We start from the raw sequence: 25687 nt of genomic DNA, 5'->3' as shown, positions 1-25687 counted from the left end.
GACCGCGCGCACGCGCCAACGCGGGGACGCGCCCGCGTCGCGAGGCGCGCAGACGCGCCCGGCAGCCGGGAAGACAACCTCGCAGCGCCCCAGCACGCACGCGCACGAGCGCGCGGCCGCCAGCCCTGTCCGTTCAAGCGTTGCGCCCTCAGGCATCCGGTTGAACAAGCACCTTGCTGATGCGCAGTACTGCTCGCGGCGCGAGGCCGATGTGTGGATCGAGCGCGGCTGGGTGCTCGTCAACGGACGGCCCGCCCGGATGGGTCAGCGCATCCAGACCGAGGACCGCATCACCATCCTGCCAGCCGCGCACGCGCAGCAGAGCACCCAGCGCACGATCCTGCTGCACAAGCCGGTCGGCTACGTCAGTGGTCAGCCCGAGGACGGGCATGAACCGGCGCTGGTTCTGCTCACCGATGCCAACCATTGGCGGCACGATCCCCTGGCCAACCAACCCGCGCCGCACTCGCTCAAGGGCTTCGCGCCCGCTGGCCGCCTGGACATCGACTCCACCGGACTGCTCATCCTCACCCAGGATGGGCGCATCGCGCGCGAAATCATCGGCGCAGACAGCCAGATCGACAAGGAATACCTGGTGCGGGTACGCTACCACGCGCCAGACGGCGCGGTCATCGACAGCGCCGTGGACCAGGCCTTTCCGGCAGAGCAGCTGGCGCGCCTGCGCCATGGACTGGAACTGGACGGCGTCCCCCTCAAGCCCGCACAGGTCGACTGGCAGAACCCCGAACAGTTGCGCTTCGTCCTGCGCGAAGGCCGCAAGCGGCAGATCCGGCGCATGTGCGAGCAGGTCGGCCTGCATGTGACCGCGCTCAAGCGCGTGCGCATCGGGAGCCTGACGCTGGGTCAGCTGCCCCTGGGCCAGTGGCGCTACCTGGATGTGCACGAGCGTCCCTGACAACCTGATCACGCGAAATTCCGCAGTGATCTGGCCGCTACGACGCACGGCTCCGCGCATATGGCACGTCAGGGCGCGCCATTACCTGACTGATTTCATCAGGTATCCGAAAAATCGTAGGGGCATTCGCAAAAAACTATTGCATTCATGAATAACAATAATTATCATTAGCTTCAACAACAGCAGGTAGCCGTTCACTGTGATGCCTGCATTCCCACCAACCAGCATCTGAAGCTACTTTGCAATGACACCCGCCAGCAAGTCGACCACCGAAGCTTCTCTTGGCGCATCGCGCAATCTGCTGCCTCGCGGCGCCGACCTGGATAGCCTGGAGCTGCTCAAGGGCCAGAAGTCGGTCACCATTCAGCACAACGGTGCGCTCTATCGCCTGCAGGCCACCAAACTGGGCAAACTCATTCTGACAAAGTAAGCAAAGAACCTTGGACGTGGAGCGGCAACAGCACGCGCAGGACCTTTTCATCGTGGGGCGACCGGAGTTCTCTTGGAGTCTCCATCAAGGTCGTTTTTGCCAGCCAATGGCTTTGGCCCGGTAGCCAGGCATTTTTTTCGACACCCACCCAGCCCTGTTGATACTGCTGCTGCACCAGCATCCACATCTCTGACCGTTTCATCGTGGGGCGACCGACAATCCTCTTGAGGATTCTCAAAAGGTCGTTTTTGCCAGCCAAACGCCCACCAATGTGCGCGTGCGGATTAGCCAGGCTTTTTTTCCCCATCGCAGCAATTCTTGCTTCAATCCGCCTGATGGGCCTGCTTGAGCCTAGTCCGCGAGGCTTGTCGCTACATGCGCGCAAGCCGTTGCACCGCGTTCCGTTGGACATGCACTTTGCACCATCTGTGCACTTTCCGCACCAGCCAGCGGGATAATCCCAGTTCGGAGAATTCTTGCTACAGTGCAGCCACTGTTGCGACCGCTGCATCTCGTGGCGACCGCCCTGTTGATTGATCGCATTGCAAGGAGCATCTCACATGGCCCGCATGGTCCACTGCGTCAAACTAGGAGTCGAGGCCGAAGGTCTGGATTTCCCTCCATACCCGGGAGAGTTGGGCAAACGTATCTACGAAAACGTCAGCAAGGAAGCCTGGGCCGCATGGCTGCGCCACCAGACCATGCTGGTCAACGAAAACCGCCTGAACCTTGCCGACGCACGTGCCCGCCAGTACCTGGCGCGCCAGATGGAGCAGCACTTCTTCGGCAGTGGCGCTGACGCGGCGCAAGGCTACGTGCCTCCCAGCGCATAACGGGCGTCTGGCTGGCTCGCCCAGCGTCTTCTCACTGGTGCTGCGCGCCAACCGTGCGCAGCCGCACTTCGGCCAAGGCCAGATCTTCGGGCGTATCCACGTCAAACACCACCCCGGCATCCTGCAGCGGCAGCACCACCATCTGCCCCTGTGCCTCTGCCCGTGCGGCGACACTGCGTGCACCGCCTGCGCCGTGCAGGCACAGCAAGGCCTGACGATACGCTGCAGCAAAGCCAACCGGATGGCCACGCTGGCCAAGGTAGCTCGGCACCACCACCGGCGCGACCTTCGCCTGCAAAGCTCGGGCCACGGTGCGAAGGCTGCCGGGCTGCACCAACGGCATGTCGCCGGGCAGAATGAGCCACCCCGCCGCCTCGGCAGTGACCTGCACGCCACGCACAATCGTATCGCCCATGCTGGGGCTATCGTGCGCAGGGCAAACCAGCCGCCAGGGCAGACCGCTGGCGGCGACCTGCGCAAGCGTGGTCTCCAGCAATGTGCGCCCTGCCACCACCGCGTCCAGTTTGTGGCCCTGCCCGCCTGCGGCGCGAAACCGGCAGCCCTGCCCACCCGCCAGCACCAGCACAACCACGTCCGTTGCATGCGCTTGCATGTCCGGTTCGTATTGGACATTCATTGGACGTTCACTTGTGCGCCGCCTCGGCAGGAAACAATGCCGCGATGGCGCGGCGAATTCCACCATAGCCTGTGCAGCGGCACAGATTGCCACACATCTGCGCCTCCACGTCCGCGCGCGATGGCTGTGGCCGCTGCTGGTGCAGCCAGGTCAGATGCACCACCATGCCGGCCGTGCAGTAGCCGCACTGCACGGCACCGCATGCGTCCATCGCCCGCATCACTGGCCGGGCCTGGGCCGTCTCGCGAAGCAACTCAATGGTCTGCACCGACTGGCCCTGTAGCTGGTAGGCCATCAGCAGGCAGGCGTTGGCCGGCGCGCCATTGAACCACACCATGCAGGCGCCGCAGCGGCCTACCTCGCACCCTGGCTTGGCGCCCAACAGCTGCCAGTGCTCGCGTAGCAGCGTCAGCAGACGGGTGTCGGGACGACAGCGCACGCTGACGACGCTGCCGTTGAGTGAGAACTTCAGCACGATCGCGGTCACGTCTTGCGTCTCGGTCTGCCGCGCAGCGGCACGCTCAGATGGCATTGTCGCGCTCCAGCATGGCAATCACATCAGCGGGAAACACGGGCAGGCGCGTGACCGGGCGCTGCAGCGCCTGCGCCAGTGCATTGGCCACTGCTGGCACGGCGACGTTGACGCTGATCTCGCCTGCCCCGCGTGGCCCGATGGGATCGCCTGCAGGCAGGTTCTCGATGGCCAGCACTTCCATCTGCGGCGCATCGGCAAATGTAGGGATGAAGTAGGCATCCAGATTGCGCGCAGTGTAGTGGCCCCCAATGCACTCCAGCGACTCCTGCGTGCATAGCCCCATGCCCATGACGGCACCTCCTTCCATCTGTCCGAGTAGGCCCTGTACGGAAACGACCGGTCCCAGCGCGGCGCACATCACCATGCGCTCGACGCCTACGGCGCCACTCCAGCAGTCGACGCGCACCTGTGCCAAGGCCGCACAGGCGCCGAACACGAAATGGGTGTCTGGTGCATTGCCCGCTGGATCTTCAGCCGGCAGCTCGATGGCAATGCACGGCCGTGCATCGCCCGTGCCTGCCGCGAGTTCGGCGTAAGACAGCACACACTGGCCGTCGCGAAACATGCCTCCACGCCCCGGGTGCAGCGCTTGAGGCGGACATCGTAGCAGCCGCGCTGCCGCTGCCGTCATGGCGTGGAACCATGGCTTACGCGCCCGCACCACGGCCCGCCACGCCAGCGTGGTGGCGCGCGAGGCCGCCACGGGCCCGGAGTCTGGTGTACAGGCGGTGTCCCCCAGCACTGCACGCACGTCCTCCTCCGCACAGCCCAGATGCCGCGCGCAGACGTTGCGCATGCTGCCGGCAAGGTTTTGACCCAGCTCCGTGAAGCCGCAACGCAGTTCAATCTGGCCGTCGGCAGCCAGCGCCAATACCATGCGGCTATCGCCGGGTCCGCCCTTGCCGAAGCCGTCGCTGCGATGCACCAGCGCCAGCCCGACTCCATGCAGGTAGCGACCAGCTTCGCTGCGCCAGCGGTGCGGCCCCAGCCACAGCGGATGCTGGCGCGCCACGTCCAGAGCGCGCTGCGCGCCATCGAATGGCACCACCGCCTGCCCGAGAGGACCCGGTGCCGTTGGCTCGGCAAGGTTGCGGGCACGCAGTTCGGCCTCATCCAGGCCCACCAGCGCGGCCAGCTGGGCGATCTGCTGCTCCAGCGCATACTGCACCTGCACCGCGCCAAAGCCCCTGAACGCACCGGCAACCCCGTTGTTGGTATAGGCCAGGCGCGCACGCAGGTCCACGGCGTCGTAGCGATACGGGCCCGGCGCGTGCTCCAGCGCCGCATCCAGCACTTCTGGCCCGTGGGTGGCATAGGCACCGGTGTCGGCAAGAATGTCCACCTGGTGAAAACAGAGTCGGCCCTGTGCATCGCAACCGGTGCGCATGCGGATGCGCATCGGATGGCGCTTGACGCCAAAATCCACGGATTGGGGCCGCGTCAGATGCAGACGTACCGGGCGCTGCGCCTTCCACGCCAGCAACGCGGCAATCGGCTGAATGGTTAGCTCGTCCTTGCCACCGTAGGAGCCGCCCACCGGTGAGCCGGTGGCCTGCACCTGCGTCGGCGCCAGGCCGAGCATGTCGGCAACGACCCGGCATTCCCGCGCCGGGTTGTGCCCGCCAAAGAACAGCCGCAAGCCACCGCGCCCGTCGGGCTCGGCCACACCGCCTTCCGTCTCCAGATAGGCATGCAGCTGGCGCGGCGTGGTATAGACATGCTCAACCACGTGCACCGCACGCGCTCGCGCGGCCTGCATGTCGCCACGGCGGTAGGTTGCCTGATGCAACAGATTGCCCTGCGGATGTACATGGCAGGCTTCCGGCAGATCATGCGCCAGCGCCGCGTCGGGATCGTCCACGACGGGCAGGGGCGCATAGTCCACCACGATGGCTCGCAACGCTGCGCGTGCCGTCTCCAGATCAATTGCGGCCACTGCCGCCACGGCATCGCCCACATAGCGCACCTTGTCGTCGCACAGCACCGGACGGTCCACCTTGCGCAGGCCATAGTAGGCCTGAGAGGGAATGTCCGCATGTGTCACCACCGCGTGCACCCCTGGCATGGCGCGGGCGACGCGGGTATCGATGCGAAGGATACGGGCATGCGGCCATGGACTGCCCAGCACCAAGCCGCGCAGCTGGCCCGTGGCGACACGGTCGGTCAGATAGCCCGGCGTACCGCCCAGCTTGGCCTGTACGTCGGGTCGGCGGTCCAGTTGCGCCTCGTGCAGAGGCACGATGCGATGCGGCGCATCGAATGCAAGGGCCATCAGACTCCCTCCAGACAGCCGTGATGCCCGGCAATCAGACGGCTGGCAATCAACGCCAGATCCGCAGGCAGCGTAATGCGGCAGGCCGCCCGGATTGTTTGCAGATCGGGCGGTGTCACCGCCTGGCGCGCCAGCGCTGTTTCCACCGCGTGCAGGCGATGCAACGGCGTGCCCGGTGCTGCCGCGGCCACCCGTACGATCTGCGCGTCCCCCGGACTCCAACGCAGCGCCAGACGAATGCGCGCGGGCGAGAATGCCGCGCGGTACCCCACCTTCTCGAACACGCAGCGGCCAAGCGCCCTCCTGTCGGCGCGCGGCAACCAGAACGCGACCATCAACGGTCTGGACGCTCGCTGCGCGAGCGCTTCAAGCGGCAGTACCACACCATCGGCCAGTTCGACCTGCGCGTCCAGCGCGAGCAGGACCGGGCCACAATCGCCCTCGCCCCAGCCCACGTTGCCGCCGAGTGTCCCCAGCCTGCGCACACCCGGCGCACCCAATTGCGAAAGCGCCTCGCACAGCAGCGGCGCGTGATGGCGTACCAGGCTGTGGCAGCGCACCGTCTCCAGCCGCGCCGCGGCCCCCACACGCAGGCCCTGCTCCGCGAGCGTGATCTGCTGCGTCTGTGGCCAGCCCATCACATCGATGAACGTGGTCTGCGTCGGTGCAAGGCGCGGCTCGGGCCACTCCTGCTGCACCACGGTCGCGCCGGCCAGATAGCGCGCCAGCGGGCCCAGCCTGTCGGCCAGCTGCTGGGCCTGCTGCGGCGAGGGTGGACGAATCAGGCGCATGGCCGCGACGCCCGCACTCAGCGTCCGGCCCAGAAAGCCTGATGCTGGGCCTGGATTTCATCCTGCAGCGCCGCCACCGGGCCGATGAGCTCGACCGGCTTCTGGCCATGATCGAACACATAGCGCGAAGCGACGCTCATCGTAGGATTCTCGCCATGCGCACCGGTACAGGCCAGCAATGCATGCTCGGTCATGCCGAACACCACACGGCCGATGTTGGCCCAGTACACCGTACCAGCGCACATGCAGCACGGCTCCACCGTGGTGTAGAGCGTGCATTCCCACAGATAGCTTGCGCTGTAGTTGAGCGCAGCAATGCGCGCCAGCGTCGATTCCGCGTGGTTGACGGTATCGATGTTGCACTGCTCCAGCAGCACTGTCTCATGGTCGGGCGCCACAAGAATGGCCCCGAACGGATGCCGCCCCAGCGAGACGGCGCGCTGCGCAACCTCGCCAGCGCGGCGCAGATGACGCTGGATCTGCGCCGAGGTAGGCGCCGTGCACGGAGGAGACAGAGGAATCTGGGCGTGAGTCATGACTGCAAGGCAAGGAGAAAGGCCACAGCGGCGCTGCGGTTTGGGCAACAACGGGCATCGACGGGCATCAGGCCTGGGTCCCCTGGCTCCAGGGAAACAGGCGCTGCTGCAGCCAGCGAACCAGGCCGTACAGCACTAGGCTGCTGAGCACCAGCAACACCAACGCCGCAAACGCCACCGGTACCTGAAAGGACGATGTGGCATACAGGATCAGGTAACCCAGCCCCTTTTCCGCCGCCACGAACTCGGCCACCACCGCGCCGACGATGGCCAGCGTGATCGACACCTTGAGCGCGGAAAACAGATAAGGCACGGCATACGGCATGCGAATCTGCCAGTACTGGCGCGAGGTGCTGGCTCGCAGCGAGCGCGAAAGCTCAATCAGCTCGGCGGGCACCGAGGACAGCCCCAGCGCCGTGGACACTACCAGCGGAAAGAACGCGATCAGCGTGGTGATGACAATGCGCGGCAGCCATCCCGCCCCGAGCGTGACGACGATGATGGGCGCGATCGCCACGATGGGGGTGGACTGGATGACCACCAGCCACGGCATGATGATGCGCGAGAGCAAGGCGGAACGGGTGATCGTGATCGCCAGCGGCAGCGCCAGCGCAATGGCCACCAGATAGCCGCCGAGCGCCACCTGCAGTGTCGCCATGGCATGCTCCAGCCAGCGCGACGGCGTCAGTGCCGTAGCCGCATGGGCAATCGCGCTTGGCGCAGGCAGCACGTACTCCGGAATGGTGGCCAACCGGCAGGCCAGTTCCCAGGCGAGCAATACCAGCAGGAACACCAGCAGCGACGCATTGCGGCCAACCAGGGCGCGCAGCGCTCCCGGCTGCGGCACGCCGCCTGGCGTCTCCGGAGCTGTTGCAGAAGGGGAAGATGGAGTGGGCATGGTGTCCTCAGGCTGGCGCGCGGCTGAATACCTGCACACGAATCGCGTTAGCCATCTCGGTAAAAAGCGGATCGGCCAGGGTCGCCATGTCCCGAGGACGCGGCAATGGCACGTCAATGACATCGTCTACCTTGCCGGGGCGCGCGCTCATCACGACGATGCGGTCAGACAGCAGCAGCGCTTCCTGGATCGAGTGGGTTACGAACACCACCGTCTTGGGCCGCTCGCTCCAAATGCGCAGCAATTCGAAGCTCATCTCGTCGCGCGTGAGTGCGTCGAGTGCGGAAAACGGCTCGTCCATCAGCAAGATGTCAGGGTCATGCAGCAGCGAACGCGCAATGGCCACGCGCTGCTGCATGCCTCCGGAGAGTTCGCCGGGGCGCTTGTGGCCAAAGTCCGTCAGGCCCACCATGCGTAACAGCTCTCGCGCACGCGCATGCTCTTGCACCGTGACGCGCCCGTACTTGTGCTTCATCGGGAAAGTGATGTTGTCCAGCACCGTCAGCCACGGCAGCAGCGTGGGCTTCTGAAACACCATACCGATCTCATCGCGCGGCTCCGTCACCGGCGTGTCGAAGATACGTATCAGGCCCGAAGTCGGCCTCAGCAGTCCGGCAATCAGCCGCAGAATGGTCGATTTGCCGCAGCCCGATGGGCCGATCAGCGAGACGAACTCGTTTCTGCGCAAGTGCAGTTGCACATCCTGCAACGCGGTGACGCTGCCGCCGTCACTGGCAGCAAAGACCTGTCCGACCGCATCCAGGTCGATCACATGTTCCATGAAGTAGCTCGCGGGTGGTTCCAATGCAGAATCGGGCGGCGCCGGGCCTGCCCTGCGCCTCAGGGCGCGGCAAAACCGCGCTCGACCAACGTTTCCGGATCCAATTTGTCAGCCGCATAGTTCATGGATGCGGCCACCCAGTCCCAGGTGGCTTTCAGCAAGGCCGGATCGAAAGTGCCGAAGCCGAACTGCTCGCTGACCTCGTTTTGCAGCAGCGGGATAGAGGCCTCGAACTCGGCCTGCACCACCTCGACGTTGGCCTCCGGTACGTGCGCCTGCAGGTCCTTGGCGGCTTGCTGCGGATTGGCAATGGCGAACGCCACGGATTTGCGCAGGGCGCGCAGATAGCGCTGCAGTACCTCAGGCTGCTCGTCAATCAAACGGGTGCTGGCCATGGCCGACCAGCCGTATCCGTCCAGGCCGAAGTCACTCCAGGGCAGCACGGCCAGCTCCTGCTTGGCCTGACCCAGCACCTGGCGAAAAGCCGGCGCGACGGTGACCCAATTGATGGTGGCATCCACCCGCCCCTGCGCGAGCATCGGCGCCATGGTTGACGGATCGGTCTTGATGACGCGAATCTTGTCACCATCGACGCCGTTCTTTTGCAGCACGACCGGCCACAGCGCATTGGACGACGAGAAGGTCGGCATCGCCACCGTCTTGCCTTCCATATCCTTGAGGGAAGCGATGCCGCTGCCGGCACGGGTAAAAAGCGCATCAGGCTGCTTGGAATACAGCGACAGCACAGCCTTGACCGGCACCTCGCCCTCGGCTGCGGCCATCATCAGCGCGGAGATGCCCGCAAAGCCGACATCGGCAGTGCCGGTGGCGATCTTGGTGACGGCATCGGACGAGCCTCGACCGGTCAACACGGTCACATCCAGGGCCTCCTCCTCGAAAAAGCCCTGCTCGATGCCCGAATAGACGAACGCCTTGTCGCCGCCGGGCAGCCAGTCGAGCTGGACGGTCAGCTTGTCGGCAGCCTGTGCAGCGGCACCGGCTAGGCTGGCGCAGGCCAGCATCAGGGAAGCGAACAAGGGGCGCAAGGTCATGGGAAATTCTCCTGGAGTCAAAACAAGCAACCGCGCTCGACGGTCATGGCAAGGGGTGGGAGGAACTCTGCGCGCCCGGCAATGCTCGCCCTTGCGTACATACAGCAAGGGGCATGCCATCGTCGCGACGCGCCTGCACCTGAACGCGTACCAGTGCATCGGTCAGGCGCTGCGTCAGCAACTGCGGGCAAGCCAGCTGCGGGACATGCCCGCAATCGAGCGTGACGCGCAGCGCGCCCGGCGAGAGCTGCTGCATGTGCCGCTGCAGCACGTGCAGCACGGAGCGGTCACGCAGACACTCGACATAGATACGGGGAACACGGCCGTAGCGCGACGCCGTCAGGCGATTGCGCATGGCACGGCCACTTTCCGGCTGCCACACCAGTCGCGCCTGCGCCTGAGCGGCCAGCGCCGGTGGGCAGTCATGCAGGAATATTTCGCGGGCCACGGCAACCGGCACGCGGCTGGCGCTGCCGTTGGCATCCCACTGCAACAGCGGGCCGACCCCGGTATAGGCAAAGTGCGGATGGGCCTGCCTGCACGCGTCAATCAACGCGGCAAAGTCCATGCCGTCAGGCAGCATCATGCCCGCCAGAAACACCAGGGCGGCGACCGCGTCCGGGCGCGCTTGAGCCACCTGCGCGGCGGTGATGCCACCGCCGCTGTGGCCGACCAGAACCGCCGGCCCATCCAGCCGGTTCAGCAGTTGCAGGACGTGCTCGGTGTAGTCGCATAGATCCGGCGATGAACCTCCGGGCCACGGCTGAAAGGCCGGCACCGCATTGCCTGGCAAGTCCACCGCATGCACCTGCCAGCCCGCAGCACGCAGCAGCGGCTGCCAGGCCGCAAACGCCCAGCTGCCCTGCCAGGCGCCGTGAATCAGCACGATGTGCCGCACCGGAATCGGGCCAGTTCCAGCCAGGGGCGCGCACTCAGCCATAGGTACGCTGATAGCAGTCTCTTTGATGCTGCTCAACCGTCACGACAGGATACCTGGGCTGCTCACCGGGCCGCAGGCAGGAAGGGATGCAGGCAATCTCGTGCAGGGGATTGCCCGTGAAGAAAAATGGCACGGAGTAGCGTGCACCGCCCGAATGATTAATGACGCGATGCAGCGTGGAAACGTATCGATCGTTCGTCCAGCGCGCCATCAGGTCGCCAATGTTCACGACGTAGGCGCCAGCAATCGGGGGTGCGTCGATCCAGCCGCCGGCCTGCGCATCCCATACCTGCAGTCCGCCTGCGGCATCCTGCAGCAGCAGCGTCAACCCACCGAAATCGGTGTGTGCGCCGCAGCCCTTCTCACCGGGCGCTGGGTTGGCCGGCTGTGGCGGGTAGTGCAGCAAGCGCAGCGTCGCAGCCGCATCATCGAGGTAGGCGTCAAAGTAGTCTTCACGCAGCTGCAGCGACAGGGCGAAGCCGCGGATCAGACGCACGCCCAGTGCGTAGGCCTGGGCATAGTAGTCCTGCATCACGGCGCGGAATGCGGGCAGTTGCACAGGCCACTGGTTGGGCCCAGTGTTGAAACGCCCGGCGAGCACGCGCGGGTCGTCCCCCGGCACCTCTGCGCCGATATAAAAGCTCTCTTTCAGATCCGGCGCGGCGCCGGCCTCCAGCGTCTGGGCTCGTAGCGGCTCATAGCCACGATTGCAGCGGGAGTGCCGCTTGTCCAGCGCTGCCTTGACCGGAAAATCCAGGGCAAAAAAGCGGCGACTGGCCGCAAACACCGCATCGATCAGCGCCGCATCCACCCCGTGATTGACGATATAGAAAAAGCCATGCTGCTCGCAAGCGCGGCCCAACTGCTCGGCCACGGCACGACGCTCGGCAAGGCTGCCATCATGCAATGCAGCGACATCAATAACTGGGAGGCAGGAAGGGCTGGACATGGCAAAAATGGAAACAGGAGGCGAGCAGGCAATGCAGCTGTAATGTCCGTGCAGTGTAGGAATCCGCCGCTGCGCTGAATAGCAGTTTTTTTCGCCATGGGCGATGCCAAAATGTGCACAGCAGCCCTTCGCACCAAAACCGTAATTGCACTATGCACTTTTCCAGTGCATGCACCAGAATATCGAGGAGCTCGTTGACGATCGCTTCCTACAGTGCGCTGCCGCTGCATCGCCGCGCGTGCAAGGCGCTTGGCGGGAGGACGCGGCGCATGAAAAGATCGTAAACAGGTTCTTAGATCAGGCGCGGTCACAGCATTGTTGGCATGGGACAGCGCCGAGGCGCGCCTTGCTGTGAGGCAATGCCCCGGTGCACTGCGCCCGATGGACGGGGGCGACCGCCCCAACCGGGGCGCCGTTCAGGGCAGGACGGCCTCTGGATCGGCAGGCTGCGGATAGCGCTCGATCACCTGCAGCAGAATTTGCAGAAACGCGTCCAGCGCGGGTGAGAGCGCACGGCCGGCGCGCACGTAGACGCCCAGTTCGGACAGCATGGCCTGCGGTGCATCCAGCGGCACGTGTGCCAGCACGCCCTCGGCAATGTCACGCTCCAGCCCAATGCGGCTTTGAAAGAACACACCCAGGCCCTGGGCCGCGAGGTTCTTGCCGAGTTCCACCGAGGAGACCTCCACGCCGACATGCACACGGCCCTTAAAGTGGCGCATGACCGGCTGCAGCAGTGCCCAGATCGACAGCGCCGGCGTCGGCAGAATCAACGGATAGGCGGCGCAATCGGCAAATGTTACGCGGGCACGGCCAGCCAGCGGATGCGCACCCGGTACCACGGCGCCCAGGCCGAAGCTGCGCAGCGCGCATTGCCGGATATGTTCGTGGCGCTCGATGGCAAAGCCAATGCCCACATCCGCCTCGCCCGCAATCAGCGCCTGCACCACCTGCGTGGATCCGCAGGTCTGCACACGCATGGTGATGCCAGGATGGCGCTGGTGCATCTGCCGCATGGCGAGCGGCAGGATGTCGGCGTTGAGTCCCTCGACCGCGGCGACGCTAACCGAGCCGCGGTGCACACCGCGCAGCAGCCCCAGTTCGGACGCCAGGCGGTGCTGGTCCTGCAGCACCGTCAATACATGGCGGGAAAAAACCTCCCCGGCGGGCGTGAGCTGCAGCCCGGTCGGCAACCGATCGAACAACGGTGCCTGCAACTCCTCTTCCAGCTGCAACAGCTGGCGGTTGACTGCGGAAGACGACACGTGCAGTCGCCGCGCCGCTTCGCGGATCGAGCCGCAGCGGCGAATCATGTCAAAGTAGATGATGGCGCGCGAGTGAAGATGCATGGTGTTGCAGCAGCACAGGCCATGCCATACCCGCAACAGGTTATGAGCGCCCATTGGCGAGCCCAGCGTCCGCATTGCCCATCCTGCCCACCGCGCTATGCACTGCCGCCTTCCAAGCAGCGTCGGTGCCACAGTAAATCAGACCTAGGGATACCCCTCATCAGGAATTGACGGCTCTGTCATATATTTCGCGAAACATATTTGGCCCAATTGTTGGACCAAGCAACCATCATGCGTACTTCTGCTGTTCAACACGTTCTCGATACCCTCAAGAAAGACATCCAAGGCAGCTACAAGCCTGGCGATGTGCTGCCCACCGAGCGAGAACTGGCCGAGCGCTTTCAGGTAGGCCGCAACACAGTGCGCGAAGCCATGATTTTTCTTGAAGCCTACCAACTCGTTGAGAAGACCCAGCGCGGCGCGCGCGTGCGCGAGCCGTCTTTCGAGCCGATGTTCCATTTGCTCAACGATGCATTCGGCACCACCCGGAAGACCTTGCGTGACGTATTGCGCTTTCGTCGCATCGTCGAATATGGATGCCTTCCTGATGTACTGCTTCATGCCTGCGAAAAGGACATCGCCGCAATGGACGCAGCGAACGCGCGCATGGATACGGCCATGACGATGCACGAAGCTGCGCAGGCGGACCATGACTTTCACGCGGCGCTGCTACATGCCGCCGGCAATGAAGTCTTCAGTCAGCTCTACAGGGTGATGTCGCCGACGCTGATCTACTACCTCGAAATCGGCAAGTCAAACTCCGCCCACAACGCCAAGGCCACTGCCCAGCATCGCAAGATCGTTCAGGCACTGCGCGAGCAGTCACTTGAGGGCATGCAGCAGGCACTGCTAGAACACTTTGCGCATAGCGAGGATGTCAGTTCCGCCGAGGAACGCTAGACATCTTCTGCTCAGTCCTGCATACCACGGACGCTGGCACCTTCAAACTTCGTCAACCACATTAATATCCATGAAAGCCCTACTGATCTCTGCCGAAGGCAAAAGCGTCTTGCAGGATATCCCGATCCCCAAACCTAATGCAGGCGAGGTGTTGGTACGCGTGCGCCACGTCGGTCTGTGCGGCAGTGACCTCAACACCTTCAAGGGGCTGAATCCGCTGGTGCAGTTACCGCGCGTGCCCGGGCATGAGATCGGTGGCGAGATTGCAGAGGTCGGCGCAGAAGTCCCTGCCACCTACGCGCCTGGCAAGCGGGTGATTGTGATGCCCTATACCAATTGCAACCATTGCTCTTCATGTCTGAAAGGCCGCGTCAATGCGTGCAAGTACAACCGCACAATGGGCGTACAGCAGGAGGGAGGGCTTGCCGAGTTCATTGCCCTGCCTTACGAAAAGCTGATTCTCAACGACACGCTCGCGCCGCAACACCTTGCGCTAGTCGAGCCGCTTTCGGTTGGCTTTCACGCTGCCGCGCGTGGACGCGTCGGTCCTTGCGACAAGGTGGTGGTAATAGGCTGCGGCATGATCGGCATGGGCGCGGTGGCTGGCGCCGCACACTACGGTGGCGAAGTGATTGCCATCGATCCAAGTGCCGAGAAGACCGCATTGGCCCGCGACTTCGGCGCCGCCCATACGGTCAATGCAACTGCTGCCGACCTTACCGAGCAGATTCTCGCTTTAACCGATGGCCATGGCGCCGACGTCGTGATTGAAGCCGTGGGTTTGCCACTGACCTTCACGCAGGCGATCGACTTGGCGTGCTACGCCGGACGCGTTGTCTATGTCGGCTACGCCAAGCAGCCCGTCTCTTACCAGACTCAGTTCTTCAACCTGAAAGAGCTCGATATACACGGCTCTCGCAACGCCACGATGGCCGACTTCGCCGCCGTCATCGACTTCCTTGAGCGACGCGACGATGCCGACCGGCTGATCAGCCGTGTATTTCCGCTAGCGCAGGCAGACCAGGCGCTGCCGTATTGGGACGCCGAGCGCGCGAGGACGCTGAAGGTGCTCATCGAGTGCTGACTTAATCAGCCCTGCGCCAACCACAGGGCACGCCAGGTGGAAAGACACGGCATTCAGGACGAACGGCCCGCGCTTTTTACTTTTCTTTTCTACTCACAGGAGACAACCGTGAAACTTTCCTCAGTGTGCAAGACCTTCTTGACCTCCAGCGTGCTGGCCCTAGGTCTAGCGTCCGGCGCCTTGGCGCAAGAGTCTGTTGCCATCAAGGTGGCCTACGAGAATCATCCTGGCGAGCCGCTGGACAAGGTCATGCGCCACTGGGCCGATCTGGTCAAAGAGCGCAGCGGTGGCAAGGTGAAGTTCGAGTTGTACCCCAGCTCGCAACTGGGCTCCAAAAACGACGTCATGGACCAGGCGATGATGGGCATGAACGTCATCACGCTCAGTGACGTGGCCTTTCTGGCGGATTACGAACCAGACTTAGGCGTGCTGTTCGGACCTTACCTGACGGACAATCCGGACAAGTTGTTCGCCATCTACGAGAGTGACTGGTTCAAGGAGAAGAACGAGTCGCTCAAGCAGAAGGGCGTGCATCTGGTAATGACCAACTACCTGTACGGCGTGCGCCAGTTGCTGGCCAAGAAGCCCGTAAACACGCCAGAAGATCTCCAGGGCATGAAGATTCGCGTGCCCAACAACATCATGCAGATCAAGACCTTCGAGGTCATGGGCGCCACTCCAACGCCAATGCCGTTGGGTGACGTCTACCCCGCACTCACGCAGGGCATGATCGACGGAGTCGAAAATCCGCTACCGGTGCTGTATGGCCAGAAGCTGCATGAGCAGGCTAAATACCTTTCGATGATCAGCTACATCACCAATACTTCGGTCTGGGTCGGTGGGGAAGCGTTCTTTAGCACACTGGATCCGCAGCTGGTGGAGATCATTCACGAAACTGGCCGCGAAGCGGGTCTGTACAGCCAGCAGGTCGCCACGGAAGAAGACGCCAAGATCATCGAGGCGATGAAGGCTGCCGGCGTAGAGGTGATCTATCCCGATCTTGCGCCGTTCCGCGCAAAAGCGCTGGCGGTCTACCAGCAGTTTCCCGAATGGTCGCCAAATCTCTACGAGACGATTCAGCAGCAGCTGAAGTGACACACAAGCCCGCAGCGTCGGCCCAGATTCATTGCATGTTACGGGTCAGGCTGGTTTGCAGTTAGATGCGGGCTGGCCATCTCCTCCTACACACCTTCTGCAGGCGTGTCGAAGACAGATTCTTCCTATGAAAACCCTTGAAAGACTGGCCATGATTCTGGCCGGATGCACCTTGTTCGCGCTGGTAGCGATCACGATCGGCGGCGTGATCATGCGCTACTTTTTCAATAGCCCCTGGCACTGGACGGAAGAAATGTCCGGTCTGTTGATGGTCTGGATCGTTTTTCTCGGCATGGCGGTGGCCGAGCGCCAGGAGAGCAATCTGACGATCTCCTTCCTGACTGATGCCATGCGCCCGCAACTTGCCGCACTGGTGAACCTGATCATGTGCGTGCTGTCGGTAGCGTTGCTGCTTTACATGGCCTGGCTGGGTTGGCAGCTTGCCGGTGGCGCTAAGTTTCGCCTCACCCAGATTCTCAAGGTGTCCTGGTACTGGGTGTACCTGGCCGTCCCTATCGGTGCCTGTCTGACCGCACTGTTTACCCTGCCCCAGATCAAGCGAAATCTTTGCCATTTGCTGGGCCGTCAAGGAGTGACCACGCCATGAGCTGGATGTTGATACTGCCCATCATGTTCGCGCTAATGCTGCTGAACATGCGCATCTACCTGGCCATGTTCACGGCCATCATCATCTATTTCGTTTTCTTCAGCAACGTGCCCATGGGCATCGCAGTACAGCGTCTGGTGGCACCCACGCAGAACAGTTCGCTGCTGGCGATCCCCTTCTTCATCCTGCTGGGCACCTTGCTCTCGCACACCGGCGTGGCCGAACGCATCCTGCGCCTGGCGAGCCTGCTGGTCGGCAGGCTGCGCGGCGGCCTGGCCATGGCCAACGTCATGATGAGCACGCTGATGGGAGGCGTGAGTGCCTCGAACCTTGCCGATGCGGCCATGCTCTCGCGCATGATGGTGCCCGAGATGGAGCGTTCGGGCTATAACCGCGCGTTCGCCGCGGCGGTGACGGGCTGCGGCTCTCTGGTCACTCCCATCATCCCGCCCGGCATCGCGCTCATCATCTACGGCATGGTCGCCGACGTGTCAATCGGCAGCATGTTCATGGCGGGCATTCTGCCCGGGCTGCTGTGCGCGGTTCTGCTGATGCTCACGATCTGGCTTATTTCCGTCAAACGCGGCTATCAGCCCGCCCTCAAGGAATGGCCCAAGCCCCGGGAGTACGGCAGCGCGCTGATTCACGCTTGGCCTGCAGTATTCGTGCTCGTTGGCGTGGTTGGCGGTATTCGGGCCAACATTTTCACGCCGACCGAAGCTGGCGCTGCGGCCGTGCTGCTGGTGACCTTCATCGGCTTCGTGATCTACCGGGAAATGAAGGTCTCGCACGTCGCATCGGCATTGGTCGACACGGCTCGCTCCACGGCCGCCGTGATGCTGGTGATCATGGCCAGTTCCGCCCTGGCATGGATCTTTTCGCTGGAGCAGGCCGGCGTGGCCATGGCCGACTGGATCACCAGCCTGACTGACAACAAGTACGTCTTTCTCACGCTGGTCAACATCCTGCTGTTGACGGTCGGCATGTTCATCGAAGGCACCGCGCTCATCATCGTGCTGGTGCCGCTGCTCAAGCCGGTCGTGCTGCAGCTGGGCATCGACCCGGTGCATTTCGGGCTGGTGATGATCCTCAATCTTTCGATCGGTACGCTCACCCCGCCGGTGGGAACCGTGATGCTGCTGGTCTGCAACATCACCAACGTGAAGATGAACGACTTTCTCAAGCAGGGCCTGCCGCTCTTTCTCGCGTTGCTGGTGGCGCTCATGCTGGTGACCTACATTCCAGCCATTTCTCTGGCGCTCACCTGATTTCCGAGCCGCTGTGGCTCGCCGCGCATGTGCTCTTTCGAACGCGCACATGCGCTTGCCCGACGTCCTTCCTGTCATGATCGAACCCATCGTCCAGTTCGGCACCAGCCGATTTCTCCTTGCCCATGCCGACCTGTTCGTCTCCGATGCCTTGCAGGGGTGCGCGGGCGCGCACTCGGCCATCGGCGGAATCACCGTCGTGCAAACCACCGACAATCCGGCCAGCAGTGCGCGCGTTGCCGCGCTCGCCGCGGGCAGCGGCTATCCCGTGGTAATCCGCGGGATCGGAGCAGGCAGGCAGGTCGATGAGCGCGTGCAATGCACGGCCGTGCGCCAGGCCCTGCGCACGCACGATCCTGCGCACTGGCAGGCGTTGCGCGCCGGCGTGGCCAGTCCGGCCGTCAGGGTGATCCTGTCAAACACCGCCGATCGCGGATATGCCCTGCGCGATGAGGACGGCCCGGCCGCCCTGGCGGCCGATGCGCCCGCCCCGGCAAGCTTTCCGGCCAAGCTGCTGGTACTGCTGCATGGGCGCTGGACGAGCAGCCCTGATGCGCCGCTCACGCTGCTGCCTTGCGAGCTGATCGAGCGCAACGGGCAGGTGCTGCACGAACTGGTCTGCACCCTGGCCGCGCGGTGGCGCCTGGATGAGGCGTTCATCGCTTGGCTAGGCACCCGGTGCGTGTGGGCCAATTCGCTGGTCGATCGCATCGTGTCTGAGGCCATTGAGCCCGTGGGCGCCGTCGCCGAGCCGTATGCGCTGTGGGCCATCGAAGCCCAGGACGGCCTGCAATTGCCGTGTGAGCATCCGGCCATTACGCTCACCGACAACCTCGAGCAGTTCGAGCAGCTCAAGCTCTTTCTGCTCAATGCCGCCCATACCTTTCTGGCCGAGCGCTGGTTGCAAGGCCAGGCCGACGGCAGCCGCCCGGCCGATGAAATCGTGCGTCAGGCCATGTGCGATGCGGCCCTGCGCGCCGAGCTCGAAGCGCTCTGGGCCGAGGAAATATTGCCTGTCTTCGGCGCATCCGGCAGCGCGGGCCACGCCGTCGCGCTCGCGTATGTCGGGTCCGTGCGCGAGCGCTTCGAGAATCCCTTCCTGCACCATCGACTCGCCGACATCGCGCAGAACCATGCCCAGAAAAAGCAGCGGCGGCTCGCGCCCATCATTGCCCGGGCCGAGGCGCTGGGGCTGCAACTGCCACAGCCGCGTCTGCGCGCGGCGCTGGCCACGTGTTCGGGCCGCGAAAGCGCGCAAGCCACCCCTTCCAGGATCTCTGTATCATGACTGAATCCGCCATAACCCCGCCCAATGCGATCACGGCCATACGCCTGTCGCCCAGCGACAACGTCGGCGTGGCGCGCGTGCCGCTGTCAGCCGGGCGCCGTGTTCGCCTGGGTAATCTGGAGGTCACCCTGTCCGAGGCCGTGGCGCCCGGCCATAAATTCGCACTTGAGGCGATTGCGGCCGGGGCCGTGGTGCGCAAGTACGGCCAGTCCATCGGCGTGGCCACGCAGGCCATCGCGCCGGGCGAGCACGTTCACGTGCACAACCTGGGCATGGTGGCCTCGCACCAGCAACATCAGGCCGGGGCTGGCTACGTCCCCACCGTACCGGTCGCACAGCCCCGTACCTTTGCGGGCTACGTGCGCGCCGATGGACGCGTGGGCACGCGCAACTACATCGGCGTGATTTCCAGCGTCAATTGTTCGGCGACGGTCTGTCGGCACATCGCCAATGGCTTTGCGGACGTGTCCTCGGCATTTCCGAACGTCGATGGCGTGGTGGCCATCACGCATGGCAGCGGCTGTGGCATGGGCGGCAACGGCGAGGGGTTGGCACTGTTGCAGCGGACCATGCGCGGCTACGCCAACCATCCGAACTTCGCGGGCATCGTCATCATCGGGCTCGGTTGTGAAGTCAACCAGATCGCGCCGTTGCTGGGCACGCTGCAGCCGCGCGATGAGGGCTTGCTCGCAACCCTGACGATCCAGGAAGAAGGCGGCACGCGCAGCACCATCGAGCGGGGCCGTCAACTGGTACAGGCGATGCTGCCACAGGCCAACGCGTGTCGGCGTCAGCCCGTGCCGCTCGATCACCTCGTCGTCGGCCTGCAATGCGGCGGCTCCGACGGGTACTCCGGCATCAGCGCCAACCCCGCGCTGGGCGCCGCGGTCGACCTGCTGGTCGCGCACGGCGGCACGGCCATCCTCTCGGAGACGCCCGAGATCTATGGCGCCGAACACCTGCTCACGCACCGGGCCGCGAGCCCCGAGGTCGCCGAGCGGCTGATGCAGCGTCTGGCGTGGTGGGAGCGCTACGCCGCGCTGCACGGCGGCGACCTGGACAACAACCCGTCGCCGGGCAACAAGGCCGGCGGCATCACCACGATTCTGGAGAAGTCCCTGGGCGCGGTCGCCAAGGCCGGCTCCAGCGGGCTGATGGCCGTGTACGAATATGCCGAACCCGTGACCGCCCGAGGGCTGGTGTTCATGGACACCCCGGGCTACGATCCGGTCTCGGCCACTGGCCAGGTCGCCGGTGGCGCCAACCTGATCTGTTTCACCACCGGCCGTGGTTCGACGTATGGCTGCAAGCCCACGCCTTCGCTGAAGCTCGCCACCAATACCGCGATGTTCCGGCACATGGAGCTCGACATGGACTTCAACTGCGGCGAGATCATCGACGGCACGATGCGCATCGATGAGGCGGCCGAGGCGCTGTTCGAGCTGATGATCGCCACTGCATCGGGCGAGCGCAGCAAGAGCGAGCTCAATGGCCTGGGCGACAACGAATTCCTGCCGTGGCAACTCGGCGCTGTAATGTGACGCAACGCATGACCGTCTCCGTAATGTCCGACACACCCTCCGGCGCCTCAGCGCGCCTGGACGTCCTGACCGTGGGCGAGCCCATGGTGCTGTTTGCCGCGGCCGATCCCGGGCCGCTGCACAGCGTATCGCGCTTTGTGCGCTGCGCCGCCGGCGCCGAACTGAACGTGGCGATCGGCCTGTCCCGGCTCGGGCTGCGCTGCGGCTACATCACGCGGCTCGGCCAGGATTCGTTCGGCGACTATCTCGCGGGCGAACTGCGCCGGGAAGGCATCGACGACAGCTACGTTGTGCGCGATGCCGCGCAGCGCACCGGGTTCATGCTCAAGTCGAAAACCGACGACGGCAGCGACCCGCAGATCGAATACCATCGCGCGGGCTCGGCCGCCAGCCATCTCGGGGTGGACGATCTGCCCCGCGTCTTTCCCGCGCGTCACCTGCACCTGACCGGCATCACGCCCGCGCTGTCGGGCAGCACGCTCGCCATGGTGCTGGAACTGGTGGCGCGCGCTCGTGCGGCCGGCGCGAGCATCTCCTTCGATCCCAACCTGCGTCCGCGTCTGTGGCCCTCGCAGCAGATCATGGTCGATACGCTCAACCGGATCGCCGCCCTGGCCGACTGGATATTGCCGGGCAGGGCGGAAGGCGAAGTGCTGCTCGGCACGCGCGATCCGCAGGCGATCGCCCGCCACTATCTGCAAGCCGGCGCGCAGCGCGTGGTGGTCAAGCTCGGTCCGCAAGGCGCTTGGTGGCAGGACGCCAGCGAAGGCGGAATCGCCGAAGCCATCCCCGTCGCTCACGTCGTGGATACGGTGGGGGCGGGCGACGGCTTTGCAGTGGGCGTCATCAGCGCCCTGCTCGAAGGGCTGGGCCTGCCGCAGGCGGCCGCGCGTGGCAATGCCATCGGCGCGCGCGTCGTGCAGTTTCCGGGCGACTCCGACGGCCTGCCCACTCGTGCCCAACTCGAATCGATCTGCGCCCAACCCCGGTGCGCCTGACATCATGACACTCAAGCATTCTCTTTCTGCCCACGACGTGGTGGCCGACGCACCCGTCATTCCCGTGATCGTCCTGCGTGAGACGGCGCATGCCGTGCCCCTTGCCCAGGCTCTGGTGGCGGGCGGCATCCGCATGCTCGAAGTCACCTTGCGCACACCTGTTGCGCTGGATTGCATTGCCGCCATTGCCCGCGAAGTGCCGCAGGCGGTCGTGGGCGCCGGCACCGTACGCACCCCTGCGGACGTCACGTCGGCGGCTGCCGCCGGTGCCCGCTTTGCGGTGAGCCCTGGCTACTGCGGCACGCTCGGCGCGGCCTGCCGCGAGGCCGGCCTGCCCCTGCTGCCCGGCGTGGCCACCGCCAGCGAGATCATGCAGGCTGCGCATGACGGCCACGAGGTGCTCAAGTTCTTTCCGGCCGTGCCGGCCGGCGGCGCTGCGTTGCTCAAGGCGTGGCACGGGCCGTTCGGCGACATCCGCTTCTGCCCGACGGGAGGCATCTCCGCAGAGAACGTCGGGCAGTTCCTCGCCCTGCCCAACGTCGCCTGCGTCGGCGGCTCCTGGCTGGTGCCTGATGACGCCGTGCGCGCCGGCGACTGGCGCCGCATCACCGAACTCGCGCGTGAAGCCAGCGCGCTCGCCCGGTGAGGCAACGCGTATCAGTGTGAGGCGCCGCGCGCGCGGGCACGCGCCTGCGCGGCGTCGCACCAGCGCTGTGCTACCGGCGGGCTGGTCGTGCACACCACGCTGCGCGTGCGGGTGGTGACGGCGCGCTCGAGCAACTGGATATCGGCTTCGTGCTGGCGCGCCACGTGCGGGTCTTCGAAAAAGATCACGCGCTGGCATCGCCCCTGCAACACCAGATCGGCGATCTGCGCGTCGCCGCCGAGCGGGCCGCTCTGAAAACGCTGTATCCAGTCTCCGGGGCCTTGCCAGCCGAGGCGCCGCGCAAGCTCGTTCAGTTGCTGGCCCGTGGTTCCCGTGCCCACCCGCTGGCCAAAGCGTGAGAGCAGCGCAAAATTGCGCTCGACGAACGCCAGCATCTGCGGTTTGAGCGCATCGTGCGCAATCAGCGCGAGCGTCTGCGCCTCGAACTGGTGCAGATCGTCGACCTGCGCGTCCGGCGCTAGGCCACGCGTCACTCGCTCCATCTCCAGCCAGTCGCGCAAGCCCGCCATCGTGGAAACGAAGGGCTTGCCATGAATGACGCACTGGCGCTTGAGCGCCAGGGCCTCCGGAAATATCGACGAGGGATCGACCGGATCGATCAGGTAAATCACCCCGTCGAGCGTGCGGTCCGGCCCCAGTCCGACGACCTCGGCCACCAGACGCATCAGCCCGCCATCCCTGCCGTAGGGATACTTGTGCAAGCCGTCGTAGCCCTGCAGCAGGCCTGCTTCGGCAATCGCGTCATACGTGCGGCCCACCACCCGCAGCTGCACGCCCAGTTCACGAACACCCTGCTCGCACGCAGACAGACAGTCGCGCAACACGCTCTGATGATGCGCCACGTTCGCGGCAAAGCCTACTCTGAGTGCAACATCCATCGCTAAAGCCTCCTTGAATTGCGTTGCTGAACGTCTGTTATTGCGCATTAGAACCTGTTTGCGGTTTGTGGGCTGCGAGCCGCGTCCGCTGCACTACGCATGCCACAATCGTACGCAGGTTTGCAGCGCCGCCGGCAGCAAAGAAACCATCGGATAACCGCCAAGCTGGCGACCCATCTCGCGCAGCCGCAGATCCGGGTAGGCCCGGTGCGCGCGGAGCGGCCGCACCCATCGTCTGCAAAAGGCGTATCAGCCTTCCTCGACGAAGGCTTCCTCGCGCTTCTTGCGCACCGAGGGCAGTAGCACCACCAACAACAGTATGGCGGCAGCAGTCAGCAGCCCCGCCGAGATCGGGCGCGTGACCAGCACGGACCAATCACCGCGCGACAGAAGCAGTGCCCGGCGCAGGTACTCCTCCATCATCGGCCCCAGGATGAAGCCCAGGATCAGCGGCGCAGGTTCCACGTCCAGCTTGTGGAAGAGGTAGCCTACGAGGCCAAAAACTCCCACCATCCATATGTCGAACACATTGTTGTTGGTGGTGTAGACCCCCAGCGAGCAGAACAGCACGATGGCGGGAAACAGCCACTGGTAAGGCACAGTCAGAAGCTTCACCCAGATGCCGATCAGCGGCAGGTTGAGCACAATCAGCATGGCATTGCCGATCCACATCGATGCGATCAGACCCCAGAACAGCTCGGGATTGCTGTTCATCACCTCGGGACCGGGCTGGATGTTATGGATAGTCATGGCGCCCACCATCAGCGCCATCACCGCGTTGGATGGAATACCCAGTGTCAGCAGCGGGATGAACGAGGTTTGCGAACCGGCATTGTTGGCAGACTCCGGCGCGGCCACCCCGCGGATATTGCCCTGGCCAAACGGCAGCTCGCCCGGCCGTAGCCGGGTCTTTTTCTCAAGTGTGTACGACGCAAAGGACGACAGCAATGCCCCACCGCCCGGCAAGATGCCCAGCACCGATCCCATCAGCGTACCGCGCAGGATGGCTGGTGCCATGCGCCTGAAGTCATCCCGGGTGGGCATCAGGCCCGTGACCTTGGTCGCCACGATGTCGCGCTGCTCGGAAGGCCGCCCGAGATTGGCGATGATCTCGCCGAACCCAAAAACCCCCATGGCAATGGCGACGAAGTCAATACCGTCTGTCAGCTCCGGAATATCGAACGCATATCGCGCCACCCCGGAGTTGATGTCGGTGCCGATCATGCCGAGCAGCAGTCCCAGCACGATCATCGCGATGGCCTTGAGCAGCGAGCCCGAAGCCAGTACGACCGCGCCAATAAGGCCAAGCACCATCAGTGAAAAATACTCTGCGGGACCAAACATGAACGCCACCGCCGTCAGCGGCACGGCAAAGGCGGCAATCACCAGCGTCGCGAAGCTGCCGGCAATGAACGAGCCGATGCCCGCTGCCGCAAGCGCAGGCCCGGCCCGGCCACGGCGGGCCATCTGGTGTCCATCAATCACGGTCACCACCGATCCAGCCTCCCCCGGAAGGTTGACCAGAATCGCCGTGGTCGAGCCGCCGTACTGGGCCCCATAGTAAATTCCGGCAAGCATGATGAGCGCCGAGACCGGCTCAAGCCCATAGGTAATGGGCAGCAACATCGCGATCGTAGGCACGGGCCCCAGCCCGGGCAGCACGCCAATCAGCGTGCCCAGCAGACAGCCGACGAAGGCGTAGAGAATGTTGGTGGCCGTGAACGCAACGCTCAGACCCAGCGACAGGTTGGCAAGCATGTCAGACATGGCAATGGCTCCTAGAAACGATCCGAATGTCCATCACCCACCCAAAAAGCTGGGCCAGACGGGAATCACCAGATTCAGGCTCTTGATGAAGACCAGATAACTGCCGATGCACAGCACGATAGCCAGCACGATGGCGCTGCGCCAAGAAAAGGCATGACCGGCCAGACTGGCAATGACCGTAAGCGCAAAAATCGCCACCATCAACCCCATCGACGGTATGCCCAGGCTTGGCAGCCCCACCAGCAGGATGCCAAACACAAAGTTCGCCCCCAGCACCAGCACCAGTGGTCGCCATGCCCACGACCCGACAGGATCGCCGTCGGCCCGCGGGTTGCGGCGGAAAATGGCTGTCAACATGATCAGCCCCCCCAGCACGGCCAGCAAAATCCCCAGCAGCAGCGGAAAGTATCCCGGCCCCATGCGCGCCGCCGTGCCGATACTGTAGTTCGTAGCGCCCACGGCAAAGGCCACGCCTACAACCGCAAACATCAACCCGGCAAAAAAATCCTTTTGGCTCTTTATCAGCATTCCAACTCCAGTTCTCGTTCTTCCCGGAAACCCGTGTCAGCGCTCGGCAGGCCCGCGCCTGACGTGAGCATAAGGAGATAAACCTGACTTTTCCCTGACCCTGTCTCACATCTAGGGAAAGTCACTAGCCGCGCCCGACCTCGCTCC

At 64.2% G+C, this 25687-nt stretch carries 27 protein-coding genes; 12 read left to right on the top strand and 15 right to left on the bottom strand.

The genetic code is table 11. The features are described from left to right. Positions 1-160 precede the first annotated feature (160 nt). Positions 161-916 carry a pseudouridine synthase gene (locus tag AAV94_RS12215; RefSeq protein ID WP_231731412.1) on the top strand — a complete coding sequence of 252 codons (756 nt, stop codon included), beginning with the start codon at positions 161-163 and terminating at the stop codon, positions 914-916. A 244-nt stretch (positions 917-1160) separates the two neighbouring features. Further along, positions 1161-1346 carry a hemin uptake protein HemP gene (hemP, locus tag AAV94_RS12210; protein ID WP_046742491.1) on the top strand — a complete coding sequence of 62 codons (186 nt, stop codon included), beginning with the start codon at positions 1161-1163 and terminating at the stop codon, positions 1344-1346. On the opposite strand, the gene AAV94_RS12205 is transcribed toward hemP, so the two are convergent. After that, on the bottom strand, positions 1330-1653 hold the full coding sequence (locus AAV94_RS12205) for a hypothetical protein (RefSeq protein ID WP_046742490.1): 324 nt from the start codon (positions 1651-1653) through the stop codon (positions 1330-1332). The genes hemP and AAV94_RS12205 overlap by 17 nt on opposite strands. A gap of 253 nt (positions 1654-1906) precedes the next feature. Between AAV94_RS12205 and AAV94_RS12200 the strand changes: the two genes are divergently transcribed. Continuing rightward, positions 1907-2179, top strand: a complete 273-nt coding sequence (locus AAV94_RS12200) for an oxidative damage protection protein (protein ID WP_046742489.1) — start codon at positions 1907-1909, stop codon at positions 2177-2179. A gap of 31 nt (positions 2180-2210) precedes the next feature. On the opposite strand, the gene AAV94_RS12195 is transcribed toward AAV94_RS12200, so the two are convergent. From AAV94_RS12195 to AAV94_RS12140, 11 genes are all read right to left on the bottom strand, one after another. Then, positions 2211-2816: a nucleotidyltransferase family protein gene (locus AAV94_RS12195; protein WP_231731404.1), complete on the bottom strand. Its 606-nt coding sequence runs from the start codon at positions 2814-2816 to the stop codon at positions 2211-2213. A gap of 7 nt (positions 2817-2823) precedes the next feature. Next, the gene (locus tag AAV94_RS12190; protein WP_046742488.1) at positions 2824-3348 is read right to left on the bottom strand and encodes a (2Fe-2S)-binding protein; all 525 of its coding nucleotides are present in this window, start codon (positions 3346-3348) and stop codon (positions 2824-2826) included. After that, positions 3338-5623 (bottom strand): xanthine dehydrogenase family protein molybdopterin-binding subunit, encoded by a 2286-nt coding sequence (locus AAV94_RS12185; protein ID WP_084824911.1) that lies wholly within the window; start codon positions 5621-5623, stop codon positions 3338-3340. The genes AAV94_RS12190 and AAV94_RS12185 overlap by 11 nt, the downstream gene beginning before the upstream one ends. After that, positions 5623-6414 carry an FAD binding domain-containing protein gene (locus AAV94_RS12180; RefSeq protein WP_046742487.1) on the bottom strand — a complete coding sequence of 264 codons (792 nt, stop codon included), beginning with the start codon at positions 6412-6414 and terminating at the stop codon, positions 5623-5625. The genes AAV94_RS12185 and AAV94_RS12180 overlap by 1 nt, the downstream gene beginning before the upstream one ends. A 17-nt stretch (positions 6415-6431) precedes the next feature. After that, positions 6432-6950, bottom strand: coding sequence for a nucleoside deaminase (locus AAV94_RS12175; RefSeq protein WP_046742486.1), 519 nt, complete (start codon positions 6948-6950; stop codon positions 6432-6434). 67 nt (positions 6951-7017) lie between these two features. After that, positions 7018-7848, bottom strand: a complete 831-nt coding sequence (locus AAV94_RS12170) for an ABC transporter permease (RefSeq protein ID WP_231731389.1) — start codon at positions 7846-7848, stop codon at positions 7018-7020. 7 nt (positions 7849-7855) lie between these two features. Beyond that, positions 7856-8629, bottom strand: a complete 774-nt coding sequence (locus AAV94_RS12165) for an ABC transporter ATP-binding protein (RefSeq protein ID WP_046742485.1) — start codon at positions 8627-8629, stop codon at positions 7856-7858. 59 nt (positions 8630-8688) lie between these two features. Beyond that, on the bottom strand, positions 8689-9681 hold the full coding sequence (locus AAV94_RS12160) for an ABC transporter substrate-binding protein (RefSeq protein WP_046742484.1): 993 nt from the start codon (positions 9679-9681) through the stop codon (positions 8689-8691). Positions 9682-9724: 43 nt separating this feature from the next. Further along, complete coding sequence (locus AAV94_RS12155; RefSeq protein WP_084824910.1) at positions 9725-10621, bottom strand: alpha/beta fold hydrolase; 897 nt, start codon at positions 10619-10621, stop codon at positions 9725-9727. Beyond that, the gene (locus AAV94_RS12150; protein ID WP_046742483.1) at positions 10614-11570 is read right to left on the bottom strand and encodes an isopenicillin N synthase family dioxygenase; all 957 of its coding nucleotides are present in this window, start codon (positions 11568-11570) and stop codon (positions 10614-10616) included. Before AAV94_RS12150 ends, AAV94_RS12155 begins: the two co-directional genes overlap by 8 nt. Positions 11571-11986: 416 nt before the next feature. Beyond that, positions 11987-12919, bottom strand: a complete 933-nt coding sequence (locus AAV94_RS12140; RefSeq protein WP_046742481.1) for a LysR family transcriptional regulator — start codon at positions 12917-12919, stop codon at positions 11987-11989. Between the two features lie 231 nt (positions 12920-13150). Here AAV94_RS12140 and AAV94_RS12135 point away from each other — a divergent pair, with 231 nt between their 5' ends. The 9 genes from AAV94_RS12135 to eda all read left to right on the top strand — a co-directional run bounded on the left by AAV94_RS12135 (position 13151) and on the right by eda (position 22346). Further along, the gene (locus tag AAV94_RS12135; protein WP_046742563.1) at positions 13151-13819 is read left to right on the top strand and encodes a FadR/GntR family transcriptional regulator; all 669 of its coding nucleotides are present in this window, start codon (positions 13151-13153) and stop codon (positions 13817-13819) included. A 70-nt stretch (positions 13820-13889) separates the two neighbouring features. Further along, positions 13890-14903 (top strand): zinc-binding alcohol dehydrogenase family protein, encoded by a 1014-nt coding sequence (locus AAV94_RS12130; RefSeq protein ID WP_046742480.1) that lies wholly within the window; start codon positions 13890-13892, stop codon positions 14901-14903. Between the two features lie 108 nt (positions 14904-15011). Further along, the gene (locus tag AAV94_RS12125; RefSeq protein ID WP_156454430.1) at positions 15012-15998 is read left to right on the top strand and encodes a C4-dicarboxylate TRAP transporter substrate-binding protein; all 987 of its coding nucleotides are present in this window, start codon (positions 15012-15014) and stop codon (positions 15996-15998) included. Positions 15999-16125: 127 nt separating this feature from the next. Then, a complete protein-coding gene (locus AAV94_RS12120; RefSeq protein WP_046742479.1) occupies positions 16126-16605 on the top strand; it encodes a TRAP transporter small permease in 480 nt (159 codons plus the stop codon). Continuing rightward, positions 16602-17873: a TRAP transporter large permease gene (locus tag AAV94_RS12115; RefSeq protein ID WP_046742478.1), complete on the top strand. Its 1272-nt coding sequence runs from the start codon at positions 16602-16604 to the stop codon at positions 17871-17873. The genes AAV94_RS12120 and AAV94_RS12115 overlap by 4 nt, the downstream gene beginning before the upstream one ends. 76 nt (positions 17874-17949) lie before the next feature. Next, positions 17950-19161, top strand: coding sequence for a mannitol dehydrogenase family protein (locus AAV94_RS12110; RefSeq protein ID WP_046742561.1), 1212 nt, complete (start codon positions 17950-17952; stop codon positions 19159-19161). Then, complete coding sequence (locus tag AAV94_RS12105) at positions 19158-20702, top strand: UxaA family hydrolase (RefSeq protein WP_046742477.1); 1545 nt, start codon at positions 19158-19160, stop codon at positions 20700-20702. The genes AAV94_RS12110 and AAV94_RS12105 overlap by 4 nt, the downstream gene beginning before the upstream one ends. Before the next feature lie 8 nt (positions 20703-20710). Further along, the gene (locus AAV94_RS12100) at positions 20711-21700 is read left to right on the top strand and encodes a sugar kinase (protein WP_231731387.1); all 990 of its coding nucleotides are present in this window, start codon (positions 20711-20713) and stop codon (positions 21698-21700) included. A gap of 4 nt (positions 21701-21704) precedes the next feature. Further along, positions 21705-22346, top strand: coding sequence for a bifunctional 4-hydroxy-2-oxoglutarate aldolase/2-dehydro-3-deoxy-phosphogluconate aldolase (gene eda, locus AAV94_RS12095; RefSeq protein WP_046742475.1), 642 nt, complete (start codon positions 21705-21707; stop codon positions 22344-22346). Positions 22347-22357: 11 nt separating this feature from the next. Here eda and AAV94_RS12090 read toward each other — a convergent pair whose 3' ends face one another. From AAV94_RS12090 to AAV94_RS12080, 3 genes are all read right to left on the bottom strand, one after another. Beyond that, on the bottom strand, positions 22358-23245 hold the full coding sequence (locus tag AAV94_RS12090; RefSeq protein ID WP_046742474.1) for a methylglyoxal synthase: 888 nt from the start codon (positions 23243-23245) through the stop codon (positions 22358-22360). Positions 23246-23494: 249 nt separating this feature from the next. Next, positions 23495-25012, bottom strand: coding sequence for a tripartite tricarboxylate transporter permease (locus AAV94_RS12085; RefSeq protein ID WP_046742473.1), 1518 nt, complete (start codon positions 25010-25012; stop codon positions 23495-23497). Positions 25013-25045: 33 nt separating this feature from the next. Further along, complete coding sequence (locus AAV94_RS12080; RefSeq protein WP_046742472.1) at positions 25046-25540, bottom strand: tripartite tricarboxylate transporter TctB family protein; 495 nt, start codon at positions 25538-25540, stop codon at positions 25046-25048. Positions 25541-25687 lie beyond the last annotated feature (147 nt).

Source organism: Lampropedia cohaerens (assembly GCF_001005215.1).
Taxonomy (GTDB): domain Bacteria; phylum Pseudomonadota; class Gammaproteobacteria; order Burkholderiales; family Burkholderiaceae_C; genus Lampropedia; species Lampropedia cohaerens.
Note: the sequence above shows the minus strand (reverse complement) of the source record. Positions and strands in the feature narration are given on the sequence as shown.